The organism is Hydrogenophaga soli (assembly GCF_054777695.1).
In genome coordinates this window covers 167,395-181,579 of the sequence record NZ_BAAHAK010000009.1, presented here as the reverse complement: position 1 = coordinate 181,579, position 14,185 = coordinate 167,395, and the positions used below count along the sequence as shown (strand labels likewise).

Here is a 14,185-nt window from a genome sequence, read left to right as displayed (position 1 = left end):
GACTCCTTCTGGGATGAATCGGTTTACTTCTTGCTGACCTGGACGGTTCCCTTCATGCCCACCTCGTAATGCCCGGGCATGAGACAGCCGAAATGCACCGCCCCGGCCCGGGTGAAGTGCCACACGATTTGACCTTGCTTGCCCGGGGCCAGCGTCACCTTGCTGGGTTCGTCGTGCTCCATGTCCGGGAACTTTTTCATCAATTCCAGGTGCTCCAGCAACTCTTGCTCGGTTCCCAGGCTCATTTCGTGTTTGGCTTGCCCGAGGTTCTTGACGATGAACCGGACCGTTTCACCCTGCCGAACCCGGATGTCTGAAGGTGTGTATCGCATGTCGTCACGCATCTCCACGGTGATGGTTCGGGTCACCTTGCTGACCACACCGGGCTGACCCACGGCCGCGCCATCGGTGCCATGGCCTCCGGTGTGATTGCCCCCTGCCCAGGCCACATCGGCCTGTGTCAACGTCAGCAGGGTCAGAAGCCCCGCGACTGCTTTGCATGAGAGGTTCATGGGCGCGTGTCCGAGAAGGTCAATGTGCATGGTGGTCTTTGGGTTGAACGGCCCGGGCGTTTGCCGGGGTTGTGGGCTGTGCGGTTGAAGGGCGTGTGGGCTCTGGCAACGGCCCAGCCCATTCATGCGCCACGGTGCCTGAGGGAAAGGCATAGTCCCCCGGATTGGCATGGTCTCCAGGCTTTTGGTCTTTGCGCACCTTGAGCACACTGAGCATGCCGCCCATGGCGATGGGGCCAAACTGCCCTTGCCCCGTCATCATGGGGACGGTGTTGTCCGGAATGGGCATCTCCATGTGGGCCATGTCCTCCATGCCGCGTTCGCCCATCAGCATGTAGTCGGGGATCACCTTCTGAATCTTGCCCACCAGCCCCCGGTGGTCCACCCCGATCAGGGTGGGCACGTCGTGGCCCATGGCGTTCATGGTGTGATGGCTCTTGTGGCAATGCAAGGCCCAATCACCCTCCTCGCTGGCCACAAACTCGATCTGCCTCATCTGCCCCACCCCCAGGTCGGCGGTGACCTCGGGCCAGCGTGCCCCCAAGGGAATGGGGCCACCGTCGGTTCCGGTGATCTCGAACTCATGGCCATGCAGGTGAATGGGGTGGTTGGTCATGGTCAGGTTGCCCATGCGGATGCGAACCCGGTCGTTGAGCCGCACGTTGAGCGAATCAATGCCCGGAAACACCCGGCTGTTCCAGCACCAGATGTTGAAGTCGGTCATGGTGTTGACCTTGGGTGTGCGGGTGCCCGGCTCCACATCGAAGGCATTGAGCAAAAAGCAGTAGTCGCGATCGACTTGGCTGATCAGGGGGTGCTTGGTTTTGGGGTGGGTGACCCAAAAGCCGTGCATGCCCATGGCCATCTGCGTCATTTCGTCGGCATGGGGGTGGTACATGAAGGTGCCCGGACGCCGGGCCACGAACTCGTACACAAAGGTCTTTCCGGCGGGTATCACCGGCTGGGTCAGTCCGGCCACACCGTCCATGCCCGCAGGCAGGCGTTGCCCGTGCCAATGCACGGTGGTGGGTTCGGGCAGCTTGTTGGTGACGAACATGCGCACCCGGTCGCCCTCCACCACCTCGATGGTGGGGCCGGGACTCTGCCCGTTGTAGCCCCACATGTTGACCACAAAGCCCGGGGCCACCTCGCGCACCACCGGTTCGGCCACCAAGTGAAACTCTTTGACGCCGTTGTTCATGCGCCAAGGCAAGGTCCAGCCGTTGAGCGTCACCACCGGGTTGTAGGGATGCCCCGTGCTCGGCATCAACGGAGGCGCGGTGGCCGCGGAGGTCTGGATGACGGGCTCGGGCAAAGCGGCCAGCGCCGCACGGGCCACGGTCAGGCCCGCCACCGATGCGGCAGCACCAGCAAAAAACTGGCGTCGGGAGGGAATGGAGGGGTTCATGGTCTGGGGGTCCTGTTCGTCAATGGGCAGAGGCTGCGCTGGGGGATGCCATGCGTGCGCCCCCCACCGCCACAAAGGCTTGGGGCTGTCCACCTTGGAGCACCCATTCCAGGTCGGCTTCGGCCCACAGTGCATCGCGCTGGGCGGCGATGGTGGCCACCACGGCCTGCATCCGAACCTCCACATCGGCCAGCAGCCCCCAAACGCTTTCCAACATGCCGTTGTAGCGAAGCAAGGTCTCCTCGCTCACCCGCTCACGTTGCTTGAGCACGTCATCCCGAAGGGCCGCGTGAATCGCATGGCTGGCGCGATGGACATCCAAGGCCGCTTCGCCCCGCGCCCCCACCCACTGCTGTTCGCTTGCAGGCAACTGCTGCGCAATGGACGCCAGGCGTCGTGCAAATTCTTCGCGGGACATGGGCTGAGGGGCGACATCGGGCAGGCGGTCGGGCAGGTCCACCCGCCCCTCTGCCGAGGACACGCGCAGGGTGGTCAACAAGCTACGCTCAGCCTGCCTGGCCTCCAACTGCGCCTGCTGCACCGCCATGCGGGCCGTGGACAAGGCCAATGCCCATTTGGACTGCTGGAGCCGATTCCAATGGCCCACGCTCACCATGCGCTGCCCCAGTTCGGCGGCGGCTTCGGCGGCGGTCAGGGCATCGTGCAAAGCGGTCTGCTTTTGCCGTGCCGCCACGGCGTCAATCCACGCCTTGCGGGCCTGGACGGCGAGGGCCAGCACGTCGTCCGCGTGGTGCACCCGCCGCTGCAAGCCTGGGTCCAAGGTTTCCATGTCCCCCTCGGCCATGAGCCCTGCCGAAGCCGCGCCCAAGCGCGCCAACGGGCGGTCCAGCTCCGGGTGGGCCTGCCAAGCTGACCGCACGGCCTGTGCCGCCGTGGGCAGCGACCAGACCGGTTGTCCGCTTCCGTTGGACGGCATCGTTGCTTTCTTGGCAGACGGCTGTGCCGCCTCCCAGCGCAACACATCCGCGTGCCCCCGAGGGAACTGCCCCACCGTGTCGTTGGCCTGACGCCAATCCTGAATCGCCGACGAAGTCCCCGATGCCTGCGGGCTGCCGGTGGTCTGGGCCTGCGACAGCCCAGGCATGGCAGCCAGACCGATCGCCGCCAGCAGCGCCCTTGGGGCCGTGAACCTGCGCCTTTGATGCTTCATGGGAATTGCTCCTGTTGATGGGAGAAATTCTGCAAAGCCAAAACAACGGGAGGCTGTCGGCGAAATGACAATTCCGTCATCTTCGGACCTCGTCACCCAGGCAATGCGACACTCCATCGCCAAGGAAGCCAACATGAAAATCCTGATCGTGGAAGATGAACCCAAAACGGGTGAATACCTGCGCCAGGGCCTGCGCGAGGCCGGGTTTGTGGTGGATCTGGCCGTCAATGGTCCCGATGGGCTTCACCTGGCGTTGGAAAACGGGCACGACCTGGTCATCCTGGACGTCATGCTTCCGGGCATGGATGGCTGGCAAGTGCTTCAGTCACTGCGGCGGCGCGGTGGCCTGATGCCGGTGCTGTTCCTCACCGCACGCGACCAGGTGGAAGACCGGGTCAAGGGATTGGAACTGGGCGCGGACGACTACCTGGTCAAGCCGTTCTCGTTCGCCGAACTGCTGGCGCGGGTGCGCACCATCCTGCGTCGAGGACGCCACGGCTCCGAGCCCACCACCTTGCGCGTGGCCGACTTGGAGTTGGATGTCCTGCGCCGCCGCGCCTCCCGGGCAGGGCACCGCATCGACCTCACCGCCAAGGAGTTTTCGCTGCTGGAGTTGCTGATGCGTCGCCAAGGCGAGGTGCTGCCGCGGTCGCTGATTGCATCTCAGGTCTGGGACATGAACTTCGACAGCGACACCAACGTGATCGAGGTGGCCATGCGGCGCCTGCGTCTGAAAGTGGACGAAGGCCAGGCCGTCAAGCTCATTCAGACCGTGCGGGGCATGGGCTATGTGCTGGAGGCGAACTGAATGCTGCGCCTGCCCACCTCCTCCCTCCCCCTGACGCAACGCCTGACGCTGTTCTTCACCGTGGTGTCAGCCTCTGTGGTGCTGGGTCTGGGGGTGCTGTTCCTGGTGGCCACCGAGCAGCACTTTGTGGACTTGGACCACGCCATCCTGCAAGACAAGCAACACCTGGTGGAAGACATCCTGTCTGCCGCCAACTCCGCAGACGACGCCCGCTGGCGCTTGAGCGAAGCCCTGAACCACCACCAGGGCCTGCATGTGCGGGTTCAAGACGCCGTCAGCGTGCTGTTCCAGTCACCCAGCCCCTGGCAGCAAGACGAGCATGCGCTGCGCAGCTGGCAGTTTGAGCAGCGACCCGCGTTTGCGAATGGTCAGGCCATCCAAGTCATGCTGGCCATCGACACCGGTCACCACAACCACTTTTTGTCGGACTTGAAGCGCAGCTTGGCGCTGTATGCCGTGCTGGCCACCCTGGTCAGTGGCGTGTTGGGCTGGCTGGCCGCACACCAGGGGCTGGCCCCGTTGCGGGCCATCCGCTCGCGGGCAGCCGGGGTGAGCGCACAGCAACTGGACGAACGCATGCCCGTGGACGCCGTGCCGGCAGAAATGGCCGACCTGGCCCACGAGCTCAACCGCATGCTGGAGCGCTTGCAACACGACTTCAAGCAACTGTCCGACTTTTCGTCCGATCTGGCCCATGAGCTGCGCACCCCCATCAGCAACCTGCTGACACAAACCCAAGTCACGCTGTCGGCGCCCCGCGATGCCCATGCCTACCGCGACATCCTGGCCTCCAACGCCGAAGAGCTTGAACGGCTGGGGCGCATGGTGGCCGACATGCTGTTCCTGGCCAAAACCGAACGCGGTGTGGACCTGCCCCGCAAAGAACGGTTTTCGGCCGCCAGCGAAGCACGCGCGCTCCTCGACTTCTACGAGGCCGTGGCCCAAGAGCAGCGGGTGCAATGCCTGCTGCAAGGCGAGGGGTTCATCGTCGGAGACCGGCTGATGTTCCGCAGGGCGCTGAGCAACCTTCTCTCCAACGCCCTGCGTCACAGCCCGGCGGGGAGCATCGTCCACATCGACGTGACCGAAACGCCTCAGGCCACCACCGTGCAGGTCAGCAACGCGGGCCCACCCATTGCACCCGACGTGCTGCCACGGCTGTTTGACCGCTTCTACCGCGCCGACCCCGCCCGCCCCCACGCGGAAGGCACGGGGCTGGGACTGTCCATCACCAAAGCCATCATCGAGGCGCACGGCGGGCATGTGCGGGTTGAGTCCAACCCGCAATGCACGCGGTTCAGCTTGGAATTCCCCCAAAAAACAAACCATCAAAATGCCGCATAGCGCTTTATATATAAGCGAAAGCAGCTATAAAATAAATAGCAAATCACCCGTCACAGCCTGAGCATGTGAAGCGGTCAGCAAGACCCCTCAGGCCAGCGGGGGCAGCAGGTCCGGGTGGTCGGCGTGGTAGTCGGTGCGTCCATCGGAGCGCCGGGCCGTGTTGTGCAGCGCCGCCTGCATGACGGTGTCCAGTGCGTCGTCCACCAGGCTTTGGGTGGCCAGCAGCCGCACACGACCGGCCAGGCGCATGTCGTCAAAGTGGCGACGGCTCATGGAGCTGGTGCGCCCTGCGCCGCTGAACAGGTACATCAGCCCGTGCGGGCTGACCCAGACCAGGCGCAGGCGCACCCACACCCCCGACTCGCGGTGCAGTTCGATCCAGGTGCCCACCTCCAGCGCGGGTGACGGTGCCTGGGCGGCCTCGTCCTCGCGGACCAGCGGCAGCGTGTCCTCAAAATCGGAGTCCAAGGGCGGGAAATCCTCGTCCATGAAGCCGGAATCCGCCGCCTCGGCGGGGCGCACCCACACATCCAGCGGGCGCAACAGGGGCTGACCGGTGCTGGCGTCCAGAGGCGCCAGCGCCTCGGGCGGTGGGGCCTCCCCCTTCAGGGCGGCTTCGTGCAAGGCCATGAGTTGCGCAAAAAACTGCCGCGAGGTCTGCCCTTCGTACTCGATGGTCTGCAAGCCCTCGCGCAAGGTGCGCAGCAGGCCGGGAATGAGGCGTGCCAGCCGCGCCCGGCCCTGCGAGGCCACGTCGGCGCGGGTGGACCAGATCAGGTCGGTCACCACCCCCATGTAACGCACACTGGCGGGCAGGCGGGCACCGGGGCTGGAGGCGTCCACAACATGCAAGCGCGCCTGCGCCACCACCTGGGCCCAGGGCCCCAGCAAGAACCACTGGATCAGGGGCACGGCGGTCGCAAAGTCGGGCCGTTCGCGCAGGTCCTTGGACACCCGCTCCACCAGCAACTGCCGCTGCTCCACCTGCACCAGCGACTGCACGGCCTGCGCCGTGGGGGGGCTCAGGGGAGCGTCTTGCTGCGCGTCCAGGCCCTGCAGGACATCCAACGCCGTCTCGAACAGGGAGGACACCCGCACGTCGGTGCGCTGCAGCAGGCCCACCACGTCTTCCAGGGTGGAGCACAACCGGGCCAGGCCCGGGGCGTCGTCGGACGCCAGGGCCAGGTTGCGTTGGGTGATGTCGTCCAGCAACTTGCGGGCTGGGTTGCCCCGGTCCACAAAGAAGCGGGGATCGTCGGCGGCGATGCGCAGCAGCGCTGGCTGCATGCGTTGAATCAGGGCCATGACGGGCGGCAGCAGCCGCGGGTCGCGCGCCATGCCGTCCAGCATGAGGTTGACCACCTCGACCGCCAGGGCCCGCAAATGGGCGGGCTCGTCCGCACCGCCCTTTGGGCTGGACGAAGGCCCCATGGAACGGGCCGAACCATCAGCACCCGGGCCACGGAAACCGCCCCCCGGCAACCCGCTGGCGGACAACGGGGCCGCAGGCACCTGGGGCGTGAGCACCCCGGGGCCGGTGGCCAGCATGTCGTGCAGGTAGTCCAAGGTGAGGAAGGCCGAAGGTTCGGCCTCCGCCTGGGCCGGTGCGATGGCCTGGGGGGTGATGAGGTTGTCCTGGTCGGCCAGGCCCACCGGGCGCGGGCGTCCGCTGCTGTGACGAACACCGACGCCCACCGGGGACGAGGTCTGGATGACCTTGTAATCGGCGGGTTTGACGCCTTTCTGGGTCAGCCAGTGGACCAGCTGCCGGTACAGGATTTGCAACTCCTGCCCCAGCGCCTCGCTGCCGTGCAGGAGCCAGAGGTCACGGATGGCCGCGTCCCGACACAGCGTTTCCAAGGTCTGCCGCAGCGCCTGGATGGCCACTTCGGGCCGCACGGGGTTGTTCTCGGGACGCACCGAGGTGAAACCCTGAACGCTGGACAGCAGCGCCGTCAAATCGGCCAGCACGCTGCCCGCAGCGCCCTTGGCCGCCTGCTCCACCCGCGCGGCCTGCACGGTGGACTGGATCTGGGAATCGTCCATCAGCTCCAGCTCGTCAAAGCTGACGGTGGCCAATGACCGCTTGGGCAAATCCAAGTCCCCGCGGCGGCGCACCGCCTCCTGGATGGCCGCGCGCCATTGGGCAGGCCAACGCTCCATGCACGCCGTCTTGCTGTGCAACAGCTCCCGCAGGGCGGTGGACAACTGCGCCTTGGCGGCCGGGGCGGCGGTCCAGGCTTCCTGTTGCCGCAAGACCTCCTGCAGGCCGTTGGTCCAGCGCATGATGAGGCCCGGGGCCTCGGCCAGAGCCTCTTCCAGGCAGGCATGAAACAGGTTGGGGGTACGGGCCGTTGCGGCCGCGGTGGGTCCCATGGTTGTGCTCCTGGCCACGCGAGGCGGCATCAAAATCAATAGCTGCAAACACCCTGGCAGAAAGCGCCAGGGGTCAATTTGTTTGCAAATTCAATCTCAACCAATTCCCAACGAAGCCTGCGGGGTTCACTGCCCCGTCATCAGGCGCTGCCAACCGGCAGGCCCCAGCTTGCGCAGCACATCGATGTTGCGCTCGTAAATCTCATCGGTGTTGCCGTAGCTGTCAATCGCCTTGCCCAACCCCTCCTCGCGGATGAGGTGCAACGTGGGGTAAGGCGAGCGGTTGGTGTAGTGGCTCATGTCGCCTTCCGGCTCGCCATCAAACACGAAGTCGGGGTGGAAGGGTGCGATCTGCACCACCCCTTCCAGCTCGTGCTCCACCAGCACCTCATCGGCCACGTTGAGGAAGTCGTTGAACACCAAAAAGTCGGGGAACAGCGTGGGGTGGACCAGCAGCGTGGTTTCCACTTCCTCGGAAGGCGTGGTCTTGAGCAGGTCCAGCTCGCGGTCCAGGTCGTCCAGGAAGGCATCGATGTGGCGCGCCCGGCTGACCACGATGCGCACCTGGTTCTTCACGTACACCGATTTGGCAAACGGGCAGAGGTTGAGGCCGATCACGGCCTCCTCCAGCCAGCGGCGGGTGGCCGCCAGCACGTCGTCGTCAGAAACCATGCAAACCTCCGAAAACCTGAGCGCCGCTGGGCCGCCCCAAGGCGCGAGAGCCCCCTCGGGGGGCAGCGACCAACGGGAGCGTGGGGGCCCTCATTTCAGGCTCTTGAAGCGGGCGCGCTTGGGACGGGCACCTTCTTCGCCCAGACGGCGGACCTTGTCGGCCTCGTACTCGGTGAAGTTGCCATCGTAGAAGTACCACTGGCTGTCGCCCTCGTACGCCAGGATGTGGGTGCAGATGCGGTCCAGGAACCAGCGGTCGTGGGAGATGACCATGGCGCTACCGGCAAACTCCAGCAGGGCCTCTTCCAGGGCGCGCAGGGTTTCCACGTCCAGGTCGTTGGAGGGTTCGTCCAGCATCAGCACGTTGCCGCCCTGGGCCAGGGTCTTGGCCAGGTGCAGGCGGCCGCGCTCACCGCCGGAGAGGTTTTTCACCAGCTTTTGCTGGTCGTTGCCCTTGAAGTTGAAGCGGCCGATGTAGGCCCGGCTGGGCATGATGAACTTGCCCACGGTGATGTTGTCCAGCCCGCCGGACACGTCTTCCCACACCGTCTTGTCGCCTTCCAGCGATTCGCGGCTCTGGTCCACGAAGGCCAGCTTGGCCGTCTGGCCGATGGTGATGCTGCCGCTGTCGGGCTGCTCCACGCCCTGGATCATGCGGAACAGCGTGGACTTGCCGGCACCGTTGGGGCCGATGATGCCGATGATGGCACCCGCGGGCACCGAGAAGCTGAGGTTGTCGATCAGCAGGCGGTCGCCGAACGACTTGGTCACGCCGTTGAATTCGATGACCTGCGCCCCCAGGCGCTCGGCCACGGGGATGAAGATTTCGTTGGTCTCGTTGCGCTTCTGGTATTCGACGTCGCTCAGTTCCTCGAAGCGGGCCAGACGCGCCTTGCTCTTGGCCTGACGGCCCTTGGCATTGGAGCGCACCCACTTCAACTCCTCTTTCATGGCCTTGGCGCGGGCGTCTTCGCTCTTTTGTTCCTGCTCCAGGCGGCGTTCCTTCTGGTCCAGCCAGTCGGAGTAGTTGCCCTTCCAGGGAATGCCGTGGCCACGGTCCAGTTCCAGAATCCACTCGGCGGCGTTGTCCAGGAAGTAGCGGTCGTGGGTGATGGCCACCACGGTGCCGGGGAAGCGCTGCAGGAACTGCTCCAGCCAGTTCACACTTTCGGCGTCCAAGTGGTTGGTGGGTTCGTCCAGCAGCAGCATGTCGGGCTTGGACAGCAGCAGGCGGCACAGGGCCACGCGGCGTTTTTCCCCCCCGGAGAGGTTCTTGATGGTGGCGTCCCAGGGCGGCAGGTTCAGGGCGTCGGCGGCCAGTTCCAGCTGCAGGTCGGAGTTTTCGGAGCCACTGGCGGCAATGATGGCCTCCAGCTCGGCCTGCTCGGCGGCCAGGGCGTCGAAGTCGGCATCGGGTTCGGCGTAGGCCGCATACACCTCGTCAAGGCGGGCCTTGGCCTTGAGGGCCCCGCCAATGCCCTCTTCCACGGCCTGGCGAACGGTTTGTTCGGGGTTGAGCTGGGGCTCCTGCGGCAGGTAGCCGATCTGGATGCCCGGCATGGGGATGGCTTCGCCCTCGATTTCCTTGTCTACACCCGCCATGATCTTGAGCAGGGTGGATTTACCCGATCCGTTGAGGCCGAGCACGCCGATCTTGGCACCGGGGAAGAAGGACAGGGAGATGTCCTTCAGGATCTGGCGCTTGGGCGGCACGGTCTTGCTCACCCGGTTCATTGAAAAGACGTATTGGGCCATGGGTCGTGTTGTGTCTGTGGTCGGTTCGAGAGGTCAAGCCTCGTATTATCCCTTGCCCCGACGGGCTGGGAAATCCGCGGGCAACGGCGAAAATCGCGGCATGACCACAACGTCTCCGGCCTCTGCAGAACCGTTTCCCTATCGTTTCGCCGATCTGGTGGACCTGCACAGCTTCGGGAAGGTGCTGGACAACTTCCACCTTGCCACCGGCATTGCCAATGGCGTGGTCGATGCCAGCGGCGAGTTGCTCACCCAATCCGGCTGGACCCGGGCCTGCACAGCATTCCACCGCGGCCACGCCCTGAGCCATGCCCAATGCATCACCAGCAACCTGAAGCTGATGGGCACCCTGGAGGCTGGCTGCATCAACAGCGACCTGTGCCTCAATGGCTTGAGCGACTACGCCACACCTGTGACCATCGAAGGGCACCAGGTGGCCACCCTCTTCTTGGGGCAGGTTCTGCACACCCCTCCGGATTTGGACCGCTTCCGCCAACAAGCCCATCGGTTCGGTTACGACACCCAGTCGTACCTGACTGCCATTCAGGCCATTCCCGTCGTGCCCAGAGTGCAGGTGGAGTCGCTCATGACGGTCATGGTCAGCATGGCCGAAATGCTGGCCGCCAGCGGGCTGGACCGCCTCAGACAGAAGGCGCTGGAGCAGCACATCAGCGAGAGCAACGAGCGCCGCATTCAACTCGAAGACATCCTCGATGCCTCCCCCGTGGCCACGGGGTGGTCTCATCGGGGTGGAAAAATCGAATACATCAACCACCAGTTCACCCAGTTGTTTGGCTACACCCTGGCCGACTTGCCCGACCTGAGCACGTGGTACACCCTGGCCTATCCCGACGTCGAGTACCGGACACGGGTCATCCAGCCTTGGAATGAGCAGGTGAACCTGGCCCGCGCTCAAGGCTTGCCTCCGCCGGAACTGCTGGCCCAGGTCACCTGCAAGGGCGGACAGGTCCGACACGTCAACATCCGCGTGAGCTGGGTGGGCGAGCGACGGCTGGTCAACTTTTCCGACATCACCGAGCTGTGGGAAAGCAAGCAACGCATCAAGGCGCACGACGCCATGCTGGACATGGTGGCGCGAGGCGTCGATCTGCCCACCATCCTTCATTCGGTGGTGTTGCAGGTGGAGGCGGAGGACCCTTCCGCCCAGTGCAGCATCCTGTTGCTGGATGACGAAAGAAAGTGCCTTCGAACGGCCGCAGCCCCCAACCTCCCCAGCTTCTACAGCCAAGCCATCGACGGCGTGCTCATCGGCCCCTCCGTGGGGTCTTGCGGCACCGCCGCTTACACCGGGCAACGCGTCATCGTGGAGGACATCGCCACCAGCAGCCTCTGGACAGACTACGCCAGTCTGGCGGAATCGGCACATCTGCGCGCCTGTTGGTCCGAACCCATCCTGTCCTCCCACGGCAAGGTGCTGGGCACCTTTGCGATCTACCATGCCGAACCCGCGGTGCCGTCCGCCACCGACATCAAACGCATCGCGAGCGCAGCCAATCTGTGTGCCGTGGCCATTGAGAACAGAAACACCCACCAAGCGTTGGAGCGACGCGCCAACACCGACGAGTTGACGTCACTGCCCAATCGACGGGCCTTCATGCTGCAGGCCCAACAAGAACTGGCGCACCTGGCGCGTCATCGCGGCTCGTTGTCCGTTTTGATGCTGGACATCGACCACTTCAAGCGCGTGAACGACACCCACGGACACCAAGCCGGTGATGCCGTGCTGGTCGCACTCGCGCAGATGTGCAGACATTCGTTGAGGGAATGCGACCACATCGGTCGCATTGGCGGAGAAGAGTTTGCCGTCTTGCTCCCGAACACGAGCGCTGGTCACGCACTGGAAACTGCCGAACGCCTTCGGTTGACGCTGACCAACACGCCCATCCATTTGGCGCAGGGCACGCCGTTGAAAGTCACCGTGTCCATTGGCGTGACCACCACCTCGGGAGATCAGGACATCGAAGCGCTGCTTCGCCATGCCGATGACGCGCTTTACCAAGCCAAGAACCAAGGTCGCAATCGCGTCTGCCAGTACGCCGTGGGCCGCGCCTGAACTGCAAACCCGCCGCATCAGGCATCGGTTGTGTCACAATGCCGCCGTGCGCACCTTCAGTCAGTGCCACAGCCGAGCCTTCAGTGCACCCCATCCTCTGGACGTACAGCGCTGCAAAGGCTTTTTTCAGACCCATCAGCCCCCATGACTGGCCTGGCACCTCGTGCACAGGACGTGGCCGATACCCCTTGTGCCCAGGATGGGCACCGACATCACATGACATTTGAAGAACTGAACCTGGCCCCGGCCATTCTGCAAGCTGTGCGCGAGCAGGGCTACGAGGTCCCCACCCCCATCCAGGCACAGGCCATTCCGGCCGTCATTGCCGGGCACGACCTGCTGGCCGGGGCACAGACGGGCACGGGCAAGACCGCCGCGTTCACCCTGCCCATGCTGCACAAGCTCTCTCAGGTGACGCCTGCCGCTGGCGGACGAAAGCCCATTCGTGCCCTGGTGCTCACCCCCACCCGCGAACTGGCCGCCCAGGTCGAAGAGTCCGTTCAGGTCTACGGCAAGCACCTGCCTCAAATCAACTCCGGCGTGGTGTTTGGCGGCGTGGGCATGAACCCCCAAATCAACCTGTTGAAGAAGGGCGTGGACATCTTGGTGGCCACCCCGGGGCGCTTGCTCGACCTGTCTCAGCAAGGCTTTCTGGACCTGTCTCAGGTGGAAATTCTGGTGTTGGACGAAGCCGATCGCATGCTGGACATGGGCTTCATCCACGACGTGAAAAAGGTGCTGGCCCTGGTGCCCGCAAACAAGCAAAGCCTGCTGTTCTCGGCCACGTTCTCCGACGAAATCCGCGACCTGGCCAACGGCCTGCTGCGTTCGCCCGAGCACATCCAGGTCACCCCCCGCAACACCACGGTGCAGCGCATCACACAAGTGATCCACCCGGTGGGGCGCGGCAAGAAGAAGGCCGTGCTGGTCCACATCATCAACGAGCACAACTGGAGCCAGGTGCTGGTGTTCACCCGCACCAAGTTTGGTGCCAACAACGTGGCCGAATACCTCAATAAAAACGGCATCACGGCCATGGCGTTGCACGGCAACAAGAGCCAGGCTGCCCGCACCCAGGCATTGGCCGGGTTCAAGAGCGGTGACATTCGCGCCCTGGTGGCCACCGACATCGCGGCCCGTGGCATCGACATCGACGACCTGCCCCACGTTGTCAACTACGAAATCCCCAACATCCCCGAAGACTACGTGCACCGCATCGGCCGCACGGGCCGTGCGGGGGCCAGCGGCGAAGCCGTCAACCTCGTGTGCATGGACGAGGAAGGCTTCATGATGGACATCGAGCGTTTCACCAAGCAGCGCATTCCGGTTCAAGCGTTGGAGGGCTTCGGCCCCGAGCCCGGCGAAAAGGCCGAACCCATCGCCATGGGTCGTCAGACCATCTGGGGTGGCGCAGGCAAGCCGCCCAGCCGTGAAGTGATGGCCGCGGCAGCCAAGGCGGCCCGGCAGGAAATGTTGCAACGCATGCGTGAGCGCAAGTCCTCGGATACACCGGCCAAAGCCCCTCGACGCAATCCCAACGGACAAGGCCAGGATGATGCCCCGCGGGACGCTGCCGGCGCAGCAGGTCCGGATGGTCAACCTCGCCCACCCCGTCGCCACGATGACCGCCGCGGGCGCAATGGTGGAGGCCGTGGACCCAATGGCGGGCAGCAGCAGCGCCCCCGAGGCAATGCGGGGCCGCGCGCTGATCGTGGTCCTGCAGGCCATGACGAACACGAGGGTAACGAGCGTCAACCTGGCCCCAACGCACATCTGGGCAGCATGCGCATTCGCGAGCCGCGCCACCAAGGTGCACCTGGTGGTCAACCCGATCCGCTGCGCACCAGCATTGATGCGCTGGGCGGACGCGGGGGCAATCGTGGCGGCAATCGCAATGGCCGCGGTGGACCGCAAGGTGGACGTGGAGGCAACGGGCCCCGTGGCGGCCCGGCTGATCCCCTGCGCACCAGTTTCGGACGCCTGCGCTAACCCGTCTGTCGTGCAGGTCAAGCCCTTGGAATGCCTCGCCATCGGTTTGACCGCCGTCTGAGCGTTTCGCCGATGG

Annotated in this window: 10 protein-coding genes; 4 read left to right on the top strand and 6 right to left on the bottom strand. The window is 64.7% G+C overall.

What is annotated here, in order from left to right; genetic code table 11:
- Positions 1–23 precede the first annotated feature (23 nt).
- Genes ACYVB7_RS16405 through ACYVB7_RS16395 form a run of 3 tightly spaced genes read right to left on the bottom strand, consistent with a single transcriptional unit; the run spans position 24 to position 3,091 of the window.
- Complete coding sequence (locus ACYVB7_RS16405) at positions 24–512, bottom strand: cupredoxin domain-containing protein (RefSeq protein ID WP_460509534.1); 489 nt, start codon at positions 510–512, stop codon at positions 24–26.
- A 19-nt stretch (positions 513–531) separates the two neighbouring features.
- Positions 532–1,920: a multicopper oxidase family protein gene (locus ACYVB7_RS16400; RefSeq protein ID WP_460509532.1), complete on the bottom strand. Its 1,389-nt coding sequence runs from the start codon at positions 1,918–1,920 to the stop codon at positions 532–534.
- A gap of 19 nt (positions 1,921–1,939) precedes the next feature.
- Positions 1,940–3,091 (bottom strand): hypothetical protein, encoded by a 1,152-nt coding sequence (locus ACYVB7_RS16395; protein ID WP_460509530.1) that lies wholly within the window; start codon positions 3,089–3,091, stop codon positions 1,940–1,942.
- 133 nt (positions 3,092–3,224) lie between these two features.
- Between ACYVB7_RS16395 and ACYVB7_RS16390 the strand changes: the two genes are divergently transcribed.
- Together ACYVB7_RS16390 and ACYVB7_RS16385 are read left to right on the top strand one after the other, a co-directional pair.
- Positions 3,225–3,899: a heavy metal response regulator transcription factor gene (locus ACYVB7_RS16390; RefSeq protein ID WP_460509528.1), complete on the top strand. Its 675-nt coding sequence runs from the start codon at positions 3,225–3,227 to the stop codon at positions 3,897–3,899.
- On the top strand, positions 3,900–5,243 hold the full coding sequence (locus ACYVB7_RS16385) for a sensor histidine kinase (protein ID WP_460509526.1): 1,344 nt from the start codon (positions 3,900–3,902) through the stop codon (positions 5,241–5,243).
- 87 nt (positions 5,244–5,330) lie between these two features.
- Here ACYVB7_RS16385 and ACYVB7_RS16380 read toward each other — a convergent pair whose 3' ends face one another.
- The 3 genes from ACYVB7_RS16380 to ettA all read right to left on the bottom strand — a co-directional run bounded on the left by ACYVB7_RS16380 (position 5,331) and on the right by ettA (position 10,046).
- Positions 5,331–7,619 carry a DUF1631 family protein gene (locus tag ACYVB7_RS16380; protein ID WP_460509524.1) on the bottom strand — a complete coding sequence of 763 codons (2,289 nt, stop codon included), beginning with the start codon at positions 7,617–7,619 and terminating at the stop codon, positions 5,331–5,333.
- Positions 7,620–7,745: 126 nt separating this feature from the next.
- On the bottom strand, positions 7,746–8,291 hold the full coding sequence (locus ACYVB7_RS16375) for a DUF1415 domain-containing protein (protein ID WP_460509522.1): 546 nt from the start codon (positions 8,289–8,291) through the stop codon (positions 7,746–7,748).
- Between the two features lie 90 nt (positions 8,292–8,381).
- Positions 8,382–10,046 carry an ABC transporter ATP-binding protein gene (gene ettA, locus ACYVB7_RS16370; protein WP_460509521.1) on the bottom strand — a complete coding sequence of 555 codons (1,665 nt, stop codon included), beginning with the start codon at positions 10,044–10,046 and terminating at the stop codon, positions 8,382–8,384.
- A 100-nt stretch (positions 10,047–10,146) separates the two neighbouring features.
- Between ettA and ACYVB7_RS16365 the strand changes: the two genes are divergently transcribed.
- Positions 10,147–12,120, top strand: a complete 1,974-nt coding sequence (locus ACYVB7_RS16365; RefSeq protein WP_460509520.1) for a diguanylate cyclase — start codon at positions 10,147–10,149, stop codon at positions 12,118–12,120.
- Positions 12,121–12,336: 216 nt separating this feature from the next.
- A complete protein-coding gene (locus tag ACYVB7_RS16360) occupies positions 12,337–14,109 on the top strand; it encodes a DEAD/DEAH box helicase (protein WP_460509519.1) in 1,773 nt (590 codons plus the stop codon).
- Positions 14,110–14,185 lie beyond the last annotated feature (76 nt).

Coding starts and splice junctions, on each gene's coding strand:
- ACYVB7_RS16390 (WP_460509528.1), top strand. CDS start 3,225: ATGAAAATCCTGATCGTGGAAGATGAACCCAAAACGGGTGAATACCTG.
- ACYVB7_RS16365 (WP_460509520.1), top strand. CDS start 10,147: ATGACCACAACGTCTCCGGCCTCTGCAGAACCGTTTCCCTATCGTTTC.
- ACYVB7_RS16405 (WP_460509534.1), bottom strand. CDS start 512: ATGAACCTCTCATGCAAAGCAGTCGCGGGGCTTCTGACCCTGCTGACG.
- ACYVB7_RS16360 (WP_460509519.1), top strand. CDS start 12,337: ATGACATTTGAAGAACTGAACCTGGCCCCGGCCATTCTGCAAGCTGTG.
- ACYVB7_RS16395 (WP_460509530.1), bottom strand. CDS start 3,091: ATGAAGCATCAAAGGCGCAGGTTCACGGCCCCAAGGGCGCTGCTGGCG.
- ACYVB7_RS16385 (WP_460509526.1), top strand. CDS start 3,900: ATGCTGCGCCTGCCCACCTCCTCCCTCCCCCTGACGCAACGCCTGACG.
- ACYVB7_RS16400 (WP_460509532.1), bottom strand. CDS start 1,920: ATGAACCCCTCCATTCCCTCCCGACGCCAGTTTTTTGCTGGTGCTGCC.
- ACYVB7_RS16375 (WP_460509522.1), bottom strand. CDS start 8,291: ATGGTTTCTGACGACGACGTGCTGGCGGCCACCCGCCGCTGGCTGGAG.
- ettA (WP_460509521.1), bottom strand. CDS start 10,046: ATGGCCCAATACGTCTTTTCAATGAACCGGGTGAGCAAGACCGTGCCG.
- ACYVB7_RS16380 (WP_460509524.1), bottom strand. CDS start 7,619: ATGGGACCCACCGCGGCCGCAACGGCCCGTACCCCCAACCTGTTTCAT.